General features: G+C 70.1%; 14 protein-coding genes, 2 tRNA genes, 1 other RNA gene and 1 pseudogene. 9 read left to right on the top strand and 9 right to left on the bottom strand.

The genetic code is table 11. The annotated features are described in order from the left end of the window. Positions 1-5 precede the first annotated feature (5 nt). The 3 genes from AB0A63_RS28910 to AB0A63_RS28900 form a co-directional block, all read right to left on the bottom strand. Positions 6-944, bottom strand: coding sequence for a prephenate dehydrogenase (locus AB0A63_RS28910; RefSeq protein WP_360396915.1), 939 nt, complete (start codon positions 942-944; stop codon positions 6-8). A 46-nt stretch (positions 945-990) separates the two neighbouring features. Further along, complete coding sequence (locus AB0A63_RS28905) at positions 991-1,281, bottom strand: hypothetical protein (RefSeq protein WP_360396914.1); 291 nt, start codon at positions 1,279-1,281, stop codon at positions 991-993. A 217-nt stretch (positions 1,282-1,498) separates the two neighbouring features. Continuing rightward, positions 1,499-2,704, bottom strand: coding sequence for a M20 family metallopeptidase (locus AB0A63_RS28900; protein WP_360396913.1), 1,206 nt, complete (start codon positions 2,702-2,704; stop codon positions 1,499-1,501). Between the two features lie 60 nt (positions 2,705-2,764). Here AB0A63_RS28900 and AB0A63_RS28895 point away from each other — a divergent pair, with 60 nt between their 5' ends. The 3 genes from AB0A63_RS28895 (at position 2,765) to AB0A63_RS28885 (ending at position 3,816) form a co-directional block, all read left to right on the top strand. After that, entirely contained in the window at positions 2,765-3,253 is a 489-nt protein-coding gene (locus tag AB0A63_RS28895; protein ID WP_360396912.1) for a tRNA adenosine deaminase-associated protein, read from the top strand. Then, entirely contained in the window at positions 3,250-3,699 is a 450-nt protein-coding gene (locus AB0A63_RS28890; RefSeq protein ID WP_360396911.1) for a nucleoside deaminase, read from the top strand. Before AB0A63_RS28895 ends, AB0A63_RS28890 begins: the two co-directional genes overlap by 4 nt. A gap of 32 nt (positions 3,700-3,731) precedes the next feature. Beyond that, a tRNA-Ser gene (locus AB0A63_RS28885) sits at positions 3,732-3,816 on the top strand. Positions 3,817-4,060: 244 nt separating this feature from the next. Here AB0A63_RS28885 and AB0A63_RS28880 read toward each other — a convergent pair. Then, positions 4,061-4,384 (bottom strand): annotated as a pseudogene (locus AB0A63_RS28880) (DUF3631 domain-containing protein); the annotation flags it as partial. Positions 4,385-4,550: 166 nt separating this feature from the next. On the opposite strand from AB0A63_RS28880, the gene AB0A63_RS28875 reads away from it, so the two are divergent. After that, positions 4,551-4,895, top strand: coding sequence for an NAD(P)-dependent oxidoreductase (locus AB0A63_RS28875; RefSeq protein ID WP_360396910.1), 345 nt, complete (start codon positions 4,551-4,553; stop codon positions 4,893-4,895). Between the two features lie 374 nt (positions 4,896-5,269). On the opposite strand, the gene AB0A63_RS28870 is transcribed toward AB0A63_RS28875, so the two are convergent. The 3 genes from AB0A63_RS28870 to AB0A63_RS28860 all read right to left on the bottom strand — a co-directional run bounded on the left by AB0A63_RS28870 (position 5,270) and on the right by AB0A63_RS28860 (position 7,828). After that, the gene (locus AB0A63_RS28870) at positions 5,270-5,698 is read right to left on the bottom strand and encodes a hypothetical protein (RefSeq protein ID WP_360396909.1); all 429 of its coding nucleotides are present in this window, start codon (positions 5,696-5,698) and stop codon (positions 5,270-5,272) included. Positions 5,699-6,287: 589 nt separating this feature from the next. Next, positions 6,288-7,055 (bottom strand): maleylpyruvate isomerase family mycothiol-dependent enzyme, encoded by a 768-nt coding sequence (locus AB0A63_RS28865; protein ID WP_360396908.1) that lies wholly within the window; start codon positions 7,053-7,055, stop codon positions 6,288-6,290. Between the two features lie 2 nt (positions 7,056-7,057). Next, positions 7,058-7,828 carry a maleylpyruvate isomerase family mycothiol-dependent enzyme gene (locus tag AB0A63_RS28860; protein WP_360396907.1) on the bottom strand — a complete coding sequence of 257 codons (771 nt, stop codon included), beginning with the start codon at positions 7,826-7,828 and terminating at the stop codon, positions 7,058-7,060. A 200-nt stretch (positions 7,829-8,028) separates the two neighbouring features. Between AB0A63_RS28860 and AB0A63_RS28855 the strand changes: the two genes are divergently transcribed. Continuing rightward, on the top strand, positions 8,029-10,470 hold the full coding sequence (locus AB0A63_RS28855) for an endonuclease/exonuclease/phosphatase family protein (protein ID WP_360396906.1): 2,442 nt from the start codon (positions 8,029-8,031) through the stop codon (positions 10,468-10,470). 27 nt (positions 10,471-10,497) lie between these two features. Here the strand turns inward: AB0A63_RS28855 and AB0A63_RS28850 are convergent, their stop codons facing one another. Next, entirely contained in the window at positions 10,498-11,142 is a 645-nt protein-coding gene (locus AB0A63_RS28850) for a GPP34 family phosphoprotein (protein ID WP_360396905.1), read from the bottom strand. Positions 11,143-11,202: 60 nt separating this feature from the next. Next, positions 11,203-11,287 (bottom strand) — tRNA-Ser (locus tag AB0A63_RS28845). A gap of 142 nt (positions 11,288-11,429) precedes the next feature. Here AB0A63_RS28845 and AB0A63_RS28840 point away from each other — a divergent pair. The 4 genes from AB0A63_RS28840 (at position 11,430) to AB0A63_RS28825 (ending at position 15,215) form a co-directional block, all read left to right on the top strand. Next, entirely contained in the window at positions 11,430-11,768 is a 339-nt protein-coding gene (locus tag AB0A63_RS28840; protein WP_360396904.1) for a YciI family protein, read from the top strand. A gap of 7 nt (positions 11,769-11,775) precedes the next feature. Beyond that, a complete protein-coding gene (locus tag AB0A63_RS28835) occupies positions 11,776-12,954 on the top strand; it encodes a sigma-70 family RNA polymerase sigma factor (RefSeq protein ID WP_360396903.1) in 1,179 nt (392 codons plus the stop codon). 82 nt (positions 12,955-13,036) lie between these two features. After that, positions 13,037-13,133: signal recognition particle sRNA small type (gene ffs, locus AB0A63_RS28830), an RNA gene on the top strand. Between the two features lie 30 nt (positions 13,134-13,163). Then, a complete protein-coding gene (locus AB0A63_RS28825; protein ID WP_360396902.1) occupies positions 13,164-15,215 on the top strand; it encodes a DNA polymerase III subunit gamma and tau in 2,052 nt (683 codons plus the stop codon). Positions 15,216-15,898: the final 683 nt, after the last annotated feature.

Below are 15,898 nucleotides of genomic sequence, written 5' to 3'. Positions count from 1 at the left end.
CGACCTTACGACGTTTCCGCAGCGGCGGTGCTTCCGTTCAGCGCAACCACACGCCCACCCCGGGACCCCAGGTTGCGCAGCGCCGCGAGCGCCCCCGGCTTGCTCAGGTCGAGCGTCACCGCCGCCTTCGCGGGCTGCTCGACCAGCGCTTTCCTGCCCTCGTGCCCGGCCTCGATCGTCTTGGCCAGCCCACCGGTGCTCGCGAGCGACCCCCGTGCCGCCCCCAACCGCCCCAGCGCGTCGTCCACCGCCATCAGCAACGCGTCCCGGTTCCCCTCGCACATCGCCCTGACGAGCTCCGGCCGGCTCCCCGCGACCCGCGTGCCGTCACCGAAGCTCCCCGCCGCCAACGCCAGCGCCAGCGGCCCGCCACCCGCGCCGACCGCGGCCAGCACCGCGGCCAGGATGTGCGGCAGGTGGCTGATCCGCGCGACCGCCTCGTCGTGCTCCTCCGGCGTGGTCGGCACGACGTGCGCCCCCAGGTCCAGCGCCAACCGCATCACGTCGACCAGGTGGTCGTCCGCCTCCTCCGGCGTCACCACCCAGGCGGCGTTCTCGAACAGCCCCGCGCTCCCCGCGTCCCACCCGCTGCGACTCGTCCCCGCCATCGGGTGCCCGCCCACGAACCGCACCTCCGGCGCATACCGGTGCACGGCGTCGTGGACGGGCCCCTTCACGCTGGTGACGTCGGTGAGCCGGGTGTTCGGCGGAACCTTCCTGAGCAGGTCGGGCAACGCGGGCAACGGCACCGCCAGCACGACGAGCGCCTCGGGGTCGCGCCGGAGGGCCTCCTCGACCCCGACGACGTCGAACCCCTCCGCCCGCGCCCGGTCCGCGTCGTCCCTGCTCGCCGTGGCACCCCACACCGTGCGCCCGGCCGCCTTGGCGCCCCGCAGCACGGACCCGCCGATCAGTCCCAGTCCGATCACGCACACGTCTCGCACACCGCACATCATTCCGTGCGAGGCGGCTTCGGACGACAACGCCTCGTCAGGCCCCGCCGCCAAGTCGCCGCAGGACGGACTTCGCGCCCTGCGCGCTCACCCGCGTGACCACGACCGCGCCGGCCAGGGCCGTGAGCGTGATCATCAGCGCCGACTGCGGATCTTGGCCGCGCTCGATCAACCATCCGGTGAAGGCAAAGGTCATCGCCACGATCAGGGCGTGCGCGATCGTGAGTGGTTGTGCCACGGCAAAGCTCCTGTTTCCCGAAACGGTCGAGCAGTCGCTCGACTGAGAAACGAAGTCTTGCAGCGGTGGAAGTGCGAGACGATCGGCCATAGGCGGGGACTTGAATTCCGATTGACACCACCAGGTGGGTGATCTTGCCGCTTGGATCCGGCTTTCAGTGCAGGTCGACAGCGTTCCCGGCCTCGAAAAACATCCGGTTGGGTTAACAAGCTCCATTCCGTTCGGCGTGGAAACGACTGTCGATCGTTCTCCGCGGTGCGGTCGTGGACAACCGCACCGCGGAAACGGATTTCCCTCCGAGCCGTGCCTACCGGAGGGCGTCCAGTGCGAACGCCGCGTACATCGCCACCCCGTGCTCCATCGACGCCTCGTCGAACAGCACCCGGTTCGAGTGGTTCGCCTCCGCCTCCTCCACGTCGACCCCGCGCGGGCAGCCGCCGACGAACGCCAGCGCACCCGGCACCCGTTGCAGCACGTAGGAGAAGTCCTCCGCACCCATCAGCGGGTCCGGCAGCGGCTCGCTCCACGACGGGCCCATCGCCGACGCGGCGAGGTCGAGCACGTGCTGACCGACCGCGTCGTCGTTCACGGTCACCGGGTAGCCGGGCACGATGCTGATCTCCGCGCGGCACCCGTGGGCGGCCGCCGTGTGCTTCACGACCTGCTCGAGCTCGGTGTGCACCTGCTTGCGGGTGAGCTCGGACAGCGTCCTGATGGTGCCGTCGAGGGTGGCGACCTCGGGGATGATGTTGGTGGTGGTGCCGGCCCTGATCTGGGCCACCGTGACCACCGCCGGCTGGTGCGCGCTGATCCGCCTGCCCAGCATCGTCTGGATCGCGCCCACCATCGCCGCCGCGGCGGGCACCGGGTCGACGGCGTTGTGCGGCATGGCGCCGTGGCCGCCGCGGCCCTTCACGTGGATGTGGAACGTGTCGGCCGACGCCATGATCGGGCCCGGCCGGCAGGTGATCACGCCCGAGCGCAGCTTCGACGTGATGTGCAGTGCGAAGGCCTTCTCCACGCCGTCGTCGAGCAGGCCTTCCTCGATCATGTACCGGGCACCGTGGTAGCCCTCCTCGCCCGGCTGGAACATGAACAGCACCCGGCCCCGCAGCGCGTCGCGGCGGTCGGCGAGCAGGCGGGCGGAGGCCGCCAGCATCGCCACGTGCGTGTCGTGGCCGCAGGCGTGCATCGCTCCGTCCACTTCGGACGCGAACGGCAGGCCGGTGTCCTCCTGCAGCGGCAGGCCGTCCATGTCGCCGCGCAGCAGCACCGTGGGCCCCGGCTGCTCGCCCTCCAGCACCGCGACGACCGACGTCGTCGACTTGCCCGTGGTGATCTTCAGCGGCAGGCCCTCCAACGCGTGCAGGATCGCCGCCTGCGTCTTGGGGAGCTGAAGGCCCTGTTCGGGGTGGCGGTGCACCTGCCGCCGCAACGCGACCGTGCGCGGCTGGAGCGCGCGGGCCGCCTCGAGCAGTCCGGCGAAACGGGGTTCCGGTGTGGTTGTGCTCATCCTCCGATGGTCGCACCACCTCGGCTACCGGGAAGGTCGTCTGAGCCCTACGGTGTGCACATGACACAGCAGGAGCCGGTCAACGGCTTCGCGGTCGCGGTCGTCCGGGAGGACGGCCGCTGGCGGTGCAGCAGGATGGACAGCTCCGCGCTGTCGGAGCTGGACGCGGCGATCACCCAGCTGCGGCAGCTCAGGTCGACCGGTGCGGCCTTCGGCCTGCTGGCCGTCGACGACGAGTTCTTCATCGTCCTGCGCCCGGTCCCCGGCGGCGTGGCCCTGCTGCTGTCGGACGCCGCCGCGGCACTCGACTACGACATCGCCGCCGACGTCCTCGACCTCCTGCGCGTCGAACCGCCCGACGAGGAGGACACCGAGCTCTGGCCGGAGGGCGACCTGGGCGTCCTCGCCGACCTCGGCATGCCCGCCCACGAGCTCCAGATCATCGTCGACCAGGTCGACCTCTACCCGGACGAGCAGCTCCAGATGATCGCCCAGCGCATCGGCTTCATCGACGAGTTCGTGCAGCTGCTCGACACGATCCAGGCGTGAACGACGACGAGGACCTGGTCCGCAGGGCCGTCCGCGCGGCCGCGAACGCGGGCACCGACGTCCCGATCGGCGCCGTCGTGTTCGCCCCCGACGGCACCGTCCTCGCCGAGGCCTGCAACGCCCGTGAAGCCCTCGGCGACCCCACCGCCCACGCCGAGGTCCTGGCCCTGCGCGCGGCAGCCGCGGCGTACGGCGACGGCTGGCGCCTCGACGGCTGCACCCTCGCGGTGACGCTGGAGCCCTGCACGATGTGCGCCGGCGCCCTCGTGCTGGCACGTGTCTCCCGCCTCGTCTTCGGCGCCTGGGAACCCAAGACGGGCGCCGTCGGCTCGCTGTGGGACGTCGTGCGGGACCGCCGGCTCAACCACCGGCCGGAGGTGCGCGGCGGTGTGCTCGAAGACGAGTGCGCTGACCTGCTGGAACGCTTCTTCCGGACCCAGCGTTAAACCCCTGGATCCGACTGTGTATTGTTCTTACCGGTGGCGTGTCCGAGCGGCCGAAGGAGCACGCCTCGAAAGCGTGTGAGGTGAAAGCCTCCGTGGGTTCAAATCCCACCGCCACCGCTGCTCAGAGCCCTGATCACCACTTCTGGTGATCGGGGCTCTGACGTTTCGTCTCAGTTGTCGTCTCAGTCGTGGCCGCTGGGCCGGTACTGGTAGCCCTGCCGCGCCCTGGTCATCGTCCGGTTCGTCGGGTGCATCGGCAGGCTTCCAGAGCAGTCCACCGACCCGTTGAGCAACGTCGCGGCGGATCGCTGACGTGATGTGCTGGTAGCGGGCAGCCATCGCGGTGTTCGACCAGCCCATTCCGCAGGTCCGCCAGCAACCGGATTCCTGGTGATGTCGGGGTGGCGTTCGCCATCGTCACGAAGTGGAGGCACGCGGCGCGCGCTTTCTCCGGCCAGTCACCTCCGGCGGCTTCTGCGATGGCCAACAGCGGTTCCCAGATTTCGGTGGACCGGTCGGTGACGCCCTCGGGCATCTCCGGCACGGCCGCGCCGACCTGTTCGCCTACCGATTCGATCCACGTGGCGGGTGCGTCACGGATCGGGACGGATTCCGCTTCCACCCGCCGTTCGCGGAATGCTTCCACGATCTCGTCGGCGCGACGTCGGCGCATGTGCACGGTGATGGTAAACGGGTGCTAATCCTCGGAGCAGGAAGCAGCGGTAAGGCGGTCGCACGGCGGCTTGAAGCGTTCGACGCGGCCACAACGCTTGTAGCCAGTACGGCACGGGAAGGTGTGCACGCGCCTGTTGAGCTTCCGAACCTGATTCCGGGGTCACCAAATCGTAGTAGTGACAGCTCCGCTGAACGATGACACACACAAACTCGTTGACGCGAGATTCCTGTCAGCAATGGATGATTATGCATTGCTAATCAATGCCGGTCGCGGTCAGATTGTCGACACAGCAGCGCTGGTGATCGAGTTGCAAACCGGCCGCTTGCGTGCGGCGTTGGATGTGACGGACCCTGAACCACTGCCGCCTGGTCACCCTCTTTGGAAGTGTGCAGGCGTAATGATCAGCCCGCACTCGGCACGTACAGTTCCGAGCACTAACCGACTCTGCTACCTGGTTGCTGCTGAGCAGATCAGGATGTTCACCGCCGGGGGCACGCCGTCGAACGCCGCGCCTAGGTGATGCGGTGGCCCTCCCGTCTCCAGGCTCGGTAACTGCGGTAACCGTACAGGTCAGGCGGTTACCGATCGGAGTGCGGTTACCGATCGAATCGGTAACCGGCACCTCATGTGGGTGGCGATTGAGCACAACACAAGACGGCTGTAACCGGAAGGGGCACGCTCTTCCGGTTACAGCCGTCTTGTCGCGTGGTGGTCCACTGTCGACCAGGTCGAACGGCGGTCGGTTACCGCCCTCATCGGTAACCCTATGATCAAAGGTAACCGTCTGACCTGCATGATTACCGAAGTTACCGTAGTTACCGATCCCTGAGGCAGGTGCGGACGGTGTCGGGCGAGATGCGAACTGGTTCGGTGTCGCCCACGGGGGAGCGTGCTTCATGCAATCGCATGTCGAGCTGTGCGGGTCCCGGCCGGGTTGACGATCAGATCGGTAACCGCACCTCGATCGGTAACCGCCTGAACTGCACGGTTGTCGCAGTTGCCGGGGCACGGTTCTACCGTCCGTTGCAAACTTTCGGGGCCGACTGAGCCGATTGGGTAGAGATCGTTCGGATTTCTGAAATTAGCGCAAAAATAGTGGAAAGTGATTACTGCTGCCCGCACGGTGCGGGCGCTGAAACGGGGAACAGTGATGGCTCGTTTAGCTTTGTTGACCGTGCTTCCACTTATCGCGGCTGCGGCATTGCTGGGTACCGGAACGGCTTCGGCGTCGGCGGTGGCCGGCGAAGTGTCTCCGATGGCGTCCTGCGAGGGGACCCCTAGTTGGCAAGGGGCGACATGGACGTGGCGCTGCACAGCGGACATGCCCGGCACCGAGTTCCGTGCGGTGAATCTGTGCCCCAATGGGGACTATCACTACGGCGCGTGGGTCTCTCAAGGCCCGGGTTACGTCTCGGTGGCCAAGTGCGGGAACCCGGCGGTCCAAACGGGCTACCAGTTGAGGTAGCGATCGGAGGGTTGCAGGTGGGGTGACCGAAGTCGGCCAGCGCCACTGTTACCAAATTCCAGGCCGGCCGCACGAGTGAGAAGTGCAGCAAGCGGGATGTCTACAATGGACATTAGTGGTGACGGGTCTTCTCAGTTGTCGTGCGTCCAGCTCTGTTCAGCGCCGTTCGCTGAACTCCCTGGATCATGTACTAATAGGGTCTGAGCTGCGGACACGAACTCTGAGGAATGGTGATGGACGGACGGTCGCAGACCTCGAAAGCGTGTGAGGAGAAAGCCTCCATGGGTTCAAATCCCACCGCCAAAGCTGGAAGGCGAGTGCTCACGACGAGCGCTCGCCTTCTTGCTTTGGCGGGTGTCTTGTGGGGGCGTGCCCCCACACCCCGCCCTGGGGGCACGCCCCCAGGGCCCCGACCAGGTGCAGAGTCATGGCGGTGGGGCGGGTTCGTCAGAACCTCACTGCGGCCAGGAACTTCTCCAGCAGTGCGGCGTCGCCGGTCACCTCGAAACCGTCGACCGGCCGCCGCTGGTACAGCGCCAGCACCACCTCGAACGCCGGCCCGCTCAGCGACGCGTCAGCCGCCACCTCCCCGTGCCGGAGCGCCACGGGCGCCTCACCGCGCAGGTCGACCAGCCACTCCTCCGCGCCGGTCGCCGTGAAGCGCAGCACCCCGGACCCGAGCAGCGCGGACGCCTCCGGCCGGAGGGTGAAGATGAACGGCAGCAGCGTCGTCATCCACTCCCACAGCGCGTCGCAGGTCACCCGCTCGCCGACCTCGAACGGCAGCCCGAGCGCCTGGCACGCGTCGAACCGGTGCACGACGGTCTCGTGCGCCATCCGCCGTCCCCAGAACCGCGGCCCCGCCATCCCGGCCATCACCGCGATCGGCTCGTCGACCCGCACCCCGGACATCCGGTCGGCCAGCAGCTGGGCGCCTTCGAGCAGCCACGGGCCGAGCTCCGCGGTCGTCTCCCCGGCGTAGCCGGACACCGAGTGCGCCTTGCTGAACGACCGGTCGGTCTCCTGGACGCGCCGCTCGACCATCTCCGCGACCCAGCGGTGCGCGTACCCGAGGTGGCGCAGCAGCTGGTTGACCGTCCAACCGGGACACGACGGCACCGGCGCCGACAGGTCGGCGCCGTCCACCGCGGACACCAGCAGCGACGTCTCGGAGACGATCGTGGCCAGGCGCTCGTCGTAGCTCAGGGACCCCACGGTCAGAAACGTACGCCCCGCACCAGCAGGTCGAGCAGCGCGCGGTCGCCGAACACCTCCAGCCCCTCCACCGGGCGCCGCCGGTACATCGCCAGCACCAGGTCCACGACCGGGCCGCGCACCGCCACGTCCGCCTTCTCGTGGCCCTCCCGCACCACCGGCGCCGCACCCGTGAGGTCGATCACGAACTCGGCCTCGGCGTCCGTCGCGTGCAGGTGCACGGTGCCGGTCCCCACCAGGGCCGCCGTCTCCTCCGGCCACCGCGTGAACGCGTAGGGGACCGCGAGACCGGTCCACTCGCGCAGCGTGTCCTGGGCGATCTCGGGGTCGAGGTCGAACGGCAGGCCCAGCGCGTTCAGCGCGTCCCACCGGTGGACCGCGGTCTCGTGGGTCATCCGCCGCGACCACACGCGGGGGCCGGGGTGGCCCTCGACCGGCGCGATCATCTCGTCGGGGTCGACGGAGCGCAGCACCTCGGCCAGCGAGGCGGCTCCCTCCCGCAGCCACGGGATCAGCACCGAGGCCTGTTCACCCACGTACGAGGACAGGTGGTGGGCGCCGTTGCGGGAGAAGTCGATCTCCGGCAGCCTCTCCCTGAGCATGACGTCGGCCCAGCGGTGGGCGTGGCCGAGGTGGCGCAGGAGTTGGTTCAGCGTCCAGTCCGGGATCGACGGGACGGGAACGCGCAGGTCAGCGCCTTCGAGGGCAGCGGTCAGCAGTGCGGTCTGGTTGATGATCTCGGCGCAGCGGCGCTCGTAGCTCGGAATCCCCACACCTGTGAACATAGGGACGCCGGCCGGTGCCTGGGAGGGGCCCACCGGCCGGCGTTCCGAAAACGAGCATACACCATGATCGAACACTTGTTCGAGTGATCATTGCTGGGCCAACTGGTTAACCGTTAGTGACAACAGCTTCCAAACACCACTCGATCGAGGAAGGATGCGGCGGTCCGCCGCATCCCCTGGAGGAAGTTTTGAGACCCACCCTGCCCGGTGTCGGGACAGCGGTGGTGGCGCTCGTGTTCGCCGCCGTCCCCGCCGTTGCCGCACCCAGCTCCGACGCGCTGATCTCCGAGGTCTACGGGGGCGGCGGCAACTCCGGCGCCACCCTCACGCAGGACTTCGTCGAGCTCGCGAACAAGGGCACGGCCCCCGTCGGCCTGGACGGCTTCAGCGTCCAGTACATCTCGGCGAGCCCCGGCGCCTCCACGCAGTGGGGCGTCACCCCGCTGACCGGCAGCATCGCCGCCGGCAAGACCTTCCTGGTCGCCCAGGCCAAGGGCACCGGCGGCACGGTCGAGCTGCCCACCCCCGACGCCACCGGCACCCTCGCCATGAGCGCCACCGGCGGTGCCATCGCGCTCGTCTCCGGCACCACGCCGCTGACCTGCAAGACCGCCGCCGACTGCGCCGCGGAGCCGCGTGTGAAGGACCTCGTCGGCTACGGCACCGCCGTCGTGCGCGAGGGCACCGCGACCGGTGCGCTGAGCAACACCACCTCGGCGGCCCGCAAGACCGGCCTGCCCGACACCGACGACAACTCCGCCGACTTCACCGTCGGCGCCCCCACCCCGACCAACTCCAAGGGCGAGACCCCGGGCGGCGGCGACCCCGGTCCCGGCCCCGACCCGGACCCCACGCCCGGCGACAAGCGCATCCACGACATCCAGGGCGTCACGCGCATCTCGCCGCTCGTCGGCCAGAAGGTCACGAACGTCCCCGGCGTCGTCACCGGCACGCGCGCCACGGGTGACCGCGGCTTCTGGATCCAGGACACCAAGACCCCGGACGCCGACCCGCGCACCAGCGAGGGCGTGTTCGTCTACACGGCAGGCTCCGCGCCGACCGTCGCGGTGGGCGACGAGGTGCTGGTCAGCGGCACGATCGCCGAGTACCGGCCGGGCGGGGAGACGGGCTCGAACCAGACCCTCACCGAGATCACCGCTCCGACCACGACCACGCTGTCCAAGGGCAACGCGGTCCCGGCGCCGGTCGTCGTGCAGAACATCCCGGCCGGCTACCTGCCCGCCCCCGGCGGCAGCATCGAGCAGCTCCCGCTGGAGCCGGAGAAGTACGGCCTCGACTACCTCGAGTCGCTCGAAGGCACGCTGGTGCAGGTGAACGACGCCCGCGTCGTCGGCCCGAGCAACTCCTTCGGCGAGGTCTGGGTGACGGTCAACCCCGACCAGAACCGCAACCAGCGCGGTGGCACCACCTACACCGCGTACGACCAGCAGAACAGCGGCCGCCTGAAGATCAAGACCGCCGGTCAGCTGCCCGCCGCGAACGTCGGTGACGTGTTCGCCGGCGCGACCGTCGGTGCCGTCGAGTACACCAACTTCGGCGGCTACACGCTGGCGGCGCTGACCCTCGGCCAGCACGTCTCGTCCAACCTGCAGCGCGAGATCACCGAGCAGCAGAAGGAGTCCGAACTCTCGGTCGCGACCTACAACGTCGAGAACCTCGACCCGTCCGACCCGCAGGAGAAGTTCGACCGGCTCGCCGACGGCGTGACCACCAACCTGCGCAGCCCGGACGTCGTTGTCCTGGAAGAGATCCAGGACAACAACGGCGCGACCAACGACGGTGTCGTGGCCGCGGACCAGACGCTGCAGAAGTTCTCCGACGCGATCGTCGCCAAGGGCGGCCCGCGCTACCAGTGGCGCCAGATCGACCCGGAGAACCTCAAGGACGGCGGCGAGCCCGGCGGCAACATCCGCGTCGGCTTCTTCTTCAACCCGCAGCGGGTGTCCTTCGTGGACCGTCCCGGCGGCGACTTCAAGACGCCCGTCCAGGTCGTGAAGAAGAACGGCCGTGCCGCGCTTTCCGTGTCACCGGGCCGGATCGACCCGCTGAACGACGCGTGGGCCAGCAGCCGCAAGCCGCTCGCCGGCGAGTTCAAGTTCCGCGGCCGCACGGTCTTCGTCGTCGCGAACCACTTCAACTCCAAGGGCGGCGACGAGGCCGTCCACGGTCGCAACCAGCCGCCGAGCCGCACCTCCGAGGTGCAGCGCGGCAAGCAGGCGGCGTCGCTCAAGGCGTTCACCGAGCAGATCCGCGCGATCGACAAGGGCGCCAACGTGATCCTCGCGGGCGACCTGAACGACTACCAGTTCTCGCCCGCGCTGAAGGCGTTGACCGGTGACGGGAACCTCAAGGCGCTGATCGAGACGCTGCCCGTGAACGAGCGGTACAGCTACGTCTTCGAGGGCAACTCGCAGACGCTCGACCACCTCGTGATGAGCAAGAACATCACGCGCTTCAGCTACGACGTGGTCCACGTCAACGCCGAGTTCGCCGACCAGGCGAGCGACCACGACCCGCAGATCGTCCGCCTCCGCCCGTCCACGGGTGACGCGAGCGTCGACCGGATCGTGTTCACGCTCGAAGACGTCATCGACTGCCTCAAGAAGTAACCCGCTCCACCTGCTGCCGTCGCCGCGTCATCCAGCTGACGCGGCGGCGGCAGCGGCCGTCGCGGCCGCGACACCGGCCTGGATCGCCTGGATGGCCTTGCGCACGGCGTCACCGGCCCAGTTGCCGGCTGCGATCTCCCCGGCCCGCCGCTTCAGCTCGCGCTTGTCGCCCTCGAACACCCGGTGCACCGCGTTCGCCGCGTGCAGCAGCGTGATCAACGACCCCGTGCGCGCATCCGCTCCGCGGTACCCGTGCACGACCTCGCCGACGGCCTTGCGCACCTCGTCGTCCGCGCGCTCGTCGGTGATCACGTAGCTCCTGCCGGGAAAGATCCCGAGCACCCTGCGCGCGTCCACCCGCACGGCGCCACGGGCCTCCAGGTCCGCGAGCACGTTGTCGCGCACGCGTTTCCGCAGCCGCTCCACCGCCTTCCGCGGTGACATCGGCTTGTCGATCCGCGCGACCGACTCCCGCAGCAACGGGTCCGCCAGCGGCGCCGGGTCGACGACCTGGAGCTTCTTGCCGGTCGGTTCGAACGCGACCCGCCCCGAGCTCACCAGCTCGATGAGCACGGCACCGGCGAGCGCGTTGTCCGCCGACGCCGAGTCGACGTGCAACTTCCCGTTCTGCCGGTTGATGAACAGCAGCATCAGCTCTTCGTGCAGCACCATGCCACCGTAACGCGAGAAGGGCGCCGAACGGTGAGGTTCGGCGCCCTTCTGCGAAGAGAGCGGAGGATACGGGATTTGAACCCGTGAGGGGGTGAACCCAACACGATTTCCAGTCGTGCGCACTAGGCCGCTATGCGAATCCTCCGTGGAGAACCTTACCGGACGGGTGTCCCACGGCCCAAAACGGGGGGTCTCGACCACCTCGCCGAAAAATCTTCTGAGGCCGTGTCGATCTGGCGGGTGCCCGCTCGTCGTGATCCCGTAGACCCGGACCGAGGAGGACTTCCGTGAAGTACATGCTGTTGATCCACGCCGCCGCCGACCAGGAGGCCAACTGCACCGTCGAGGACTGGATCGCCTACGAGAAGGAGATGAAGGACGCGGGCGTCCTGGTCTCCGGGCACTCGCTGGCCGACCTCGTCACCGCGACCACCGTCCAGGTCGGACCGGACGGCCGGCGCAGCGTCACCGACGGGCCGTTCGCCGAGACCCGCGAGGTGCTGGGCGGCTACAACGTCATCGACGTGCCCGACCTCGACGCGGCACTGGAGTGGGCGGCCAAGTGCCCCGGCTCGCGTGACGGCGGCGCCGTCGTCGTGCGGCCGATCGCCGAGTTCGACCTCTGAGTTCTCGATGAACGTCGAGCAGGTGTTCCGGGAGGAACGCGGCCGGCTGCTCGCCACCCTGGTCAAGCGCTTCGGCGACCTCGACCTCGCCGAGGAGGTCACCTCCGACGCGATCGAGGCGGCGCTGCGGCACTGGCCGGTCGACGGGGTGCCGGACCGGCCCGGCGCGTGGTTGCTCACGACCGCGCGCCGCAAGGCCGTCGACCGGCTGCGGCGCGACCGGGTGCACGCCGCCCGGCTCGCGCTGCTGCAGGTGGAGGTCGACCGCGCGGACCCGCCGAAGGGCGACGCGCTGCCGGACGAGCGGCTGGAGCTGTTCTTCACGTGCGCGCACCCGGCGCTGGCGGAGGAGGACCGCGGGGCGCTCGTCCTGCGGTGCCTCGCCGGCTTCACGACGCCGGAGGTCGCGCGGGCGTACCTCGTGCCCGTGACGACGATGCAGCAGCGGATCGTGCGCGCGAAGAAGAAGATCAGGGAGGCGCGCATCCCGTTCCGCGTCCCCGACCCGCACGAGCTCCCGGAACGCCTGCCCGGCGTGCTGCAGGCCGTCTACTCGATCTTCACCGAGGGCTACGCCGCCCAGCGCGCCGACCTCGCGGAGGAGGCGGTCCGGCTCGCGCGGATCCTGCGCGGCCTGCTGCCCGACCGCGAGGTGACGGGCCTGCTGGCGTTGATGCTGCTGGTCCACGCCCGCCGGGACGCGCGCGCCGAGCTGCTGGAGGACCAGGACCGCTCCCTCTGGGACCGCGACATGGTCGACGAGGGCAGCGCGCTGGCCGAGCAGGCGCTGACCGGCGGCCACGGCCCGTACGGCGTGCAGGCCGCGATCAACGCGCTGCACGACGAGGCACCCGACTTCGCCTCGACGGACTGGCCGCAGATCGTCGCGCTCTACGACGTGCTGCTGAAGCTGGCGCCGTCGCCCGTGGTCGCGCTGAACCGGGCCGCCGCGGTCGCGATGCGCGACGGTGCCGCGGCGGGCCTCGCGTTGCTCGACGAGCTCGCCGCCGAACCCAGGCTGCGCGACTACCACCCGTACCGGGCCGCCCGCGCCGACCTGCTGCACCGCCTGGGCCGTTCCGCGGAGGCCGCCCAGGCGTACCGCGAGGCCATCGCACTCGCGGGCACCGCGTCCGAACAGGACTTCCTGCGCCGCAGGCTCACCGCCGTCGAGGAGAAACCGTGATCACGAAGTGGTTGTCCACAGGTGGGGACAACCCTGTGGGCAACTCGAACATGCGTTCGAAGAACTAGATCGGTTACACTTGCGTCGGACCTCGTGCGGCACACATCTCGCGAACCTCCCCAGGGCCGGAAGGCAGCAAGGATAAGCGGGCTCTGGTGGGTGCACGGGGTCCCCTTTTTGTGTCGGTGCTCCCCGGTACTGTCTGCGGCGTGGCGCTCGCTCTGTATCGCAAGTACCGTCCGGCCACGTTCTCCGAGGTCGTCGGCCAGGAGCACGTGACCGATCCGCTGCGTGTCGCACTGTCGGCGGGCCGGGTGAACCACGCGTACCTGTTCAGCGGTCCACGCGGCTGCGGCAAGACCTCGTCGGCCCGCATCCTGGCCCGCTCGCTGAACTGCGTGAAGGGCCCGACACCCGACCCGTGCGGCGAGTGCAACTCGTGCATCGGCCTCGCGCCGAACGGCACCGGCAGCGTCGACGTGGTCGAGCTCGACGCCGCGTCCCACGGTGGTGTGGAGGACGCCCGCGACCTGCGCGACAAGGCCTTCTACGCCCCGGCGGAGGCCAAGTACCGCGTCTTCATCATCGACGAGGCGCACATGGTCACCACGCAGGGCTTCAACGCCCTGCTGAAGATCGTCGAAGAGCCGCCGGACCACCTGATCTTCATCTTCGCCACGACCGAGCCGGACAAGGTCCTCCCGACCATCCGCTCGCGCACCCACCACTACCCGTTCCGCCTGATCCCGCCCGGCGTGATGCGCAGCCTCCTCGAACGCAACTGCGCCGCCGAGGGCGTCGCCGTCGAGCCCGCGGTGTTCCCCCTGGTGATCCGCGCGGGCGGCGGCTCAGCCCGCGACACCCAGTCCGTGATGGACCAGCTCCTCGCCGGCGCGGGCCCCGAGGGCGTGCGGTACGACCGCGCCATCACCCTGCTCGGCGTCACCGACTCGGCCCTGATCAACGACGTGGTCGAGGGCCTTGCGGCCGGCGACGGCGCCGCGGTGTTCGGCACCATCGACAGCCTGGTCGAAGCGGGCCACGACCCCCGCCGCTTCGCCTCCGACCTCCTCGACCGCCTCCGCGACCTCGTCCTGCTCTGCGCGGTGCCCGACGCGGCCGACCGCAACCTCGTCTCCGCCCCGGCCGACGAGCTGGCGACCATGTCGTCCCAGGCCGAGCGCATCGGCCCCGCCGCACTCACGCGTTACGCCGAGATCGTCCACACCGGCCTGGTCGAGATGCGCGGCGCCACCGCCCCCCGCCTGCTGCTGGAGCTGCTCTGCTCCCGCATGCTGCTGCCCTCGGTCTCCCAGTCCGAGGCCGCACTCCTGCAACGCCTCGAACAACTCGAACGCCGCCCACCCGCCGCCATCGCGGCCGGTCCCGGCGACCCGTCGGCTGCTCCGGCCGGCGGTCCGGTGTTCACCCGCAGGTCCCAGCAGCCCGCCACTCCACCTGCGGCACCCGCGCCGGTCGCGACGGTTGCGCCGCCGGTTGCTCAGCCCGCTCCTCCCGTTGTCGAGCCTGCTCAGCCCGTTGTCCAGGCCGTTGCTCCGCCCGTTGCCGCTCAGCCCGTCGCTGTTCAGCCAGAACCTGCTGCTGCTCCCGCTGCCGCGGCGGTTCCTGCTCCGTCGGAACTCTCGACCGCTCCCAGCACCGGCGCGATGGACGCGCCGGCCGTGCGCCGCATCTGGTCCGAACTGCTGGCCGCGGTCCGCTCCAGCAGCCGCAGCACCGAGGCGATGCTGACGAACGCGATGGTCAGCGAGGTCGACGGCAACGTCGTCACCATCGCCCACACCTCCGCCCCCCTGGCCCGCCGCCTGGCCGAACCCCGCAACACCGAGGCCATCGCCGCAGCCCTGTCCGCCGTGCTCGGCGGCACCTGGCAGGTCCGCTGCATCCACGGCACCCCCGGCGCCACCACCCAGGCCTCCGGCCCGGCCAAGGCCCCCCGTCCCGCCCCGACCCGCCCGAGCCAGTCGTCCGCACCGCCGCAACCCCCGGCCCGCCCGCAGCCAGAACCCCAGTCCCGCCCGGCCCCGCGCCCACCGGTCGACGACGTCCCACCCCCACCGGAACCCCCGGAGCCCGACGAGCCCCTCCCGCCAGAGCCGTACGACGAAGAGGCAATGCTCGCCGAGGCCGCCCGCCCAGCCGACCCCAACGCAACGCCGGTCGCGGCCCTGGACCCGGAGGCCAAGATGTTCCAGCTCCTGGCCGACGAACTGGGCGCCCGCCCGCTGAAAAAGGCCTGACGGGTTCCGCACGCGCCACCCGACCGGGTGAAGCTTGTCCTGATCCACGCCTGGGCTCGTCTTGTAGGTGTCCGGATCACACCTGCTCCGGCGCCCGCAGGTATGGAAGCGCGCGGAGGGGGCGATGCTCGTGGTCGAGCCGAGATGGCGGCATCGGTGAGGCCGCGGTGCTCAGCCGGTGTCGTGGGTGAGGACAGCCCGTGGGGGCGGCCGGCGTGCGCACCCGGTGTGGTGGCTGGGGGGTAGGCCGCGGGAGCGGTGGCCCGCGCGGCACCGCGCACCAGCGTTCCCGGCACCTGGACCACCCGCGCACCCACGCTGGCACCGTGGCCACCGCACGTGCCGCCACCGCACGCACCGCCCACCGCACCGCACCGCACCGCACCGCACGCGCCGCCGCCCCACGCGCCGCTCACCGCACCGCACCGCACGTGCCGCCGCCCCACGCGCCGCACTGCGCGTGCCGCCGCCTCACCGCGCGTGGGGCCACCGCATGTGCCGCGCGCCGCCCACTTCACGCGCCGCCCATGCGCCGCCACCCCACACGCCGCCCGATTCCACGCGCCGCCCACCCCACCAGGCCCCCACCCCACCCAACCCCCACGAGGGGCGAGCCCCACCCACCGACGCTGCGCGCCGTACGCTGGACCCCACTCCCAACCCACCCGAGAGGACCAGCAGGT

This window comes from Lentzea sp. NPDC042327 (assembly GCF_040647275.1).
Lineage (GTDB): Bacteria > Actinomycetota > Actinomycetes > Mycobacteriales > Pseudonocardiaceae > Lentzea.
Note: the sequence above shows the minus strand (reverse complement) of the source record. Positions and strands in the feature narration are given on the sequence as shown.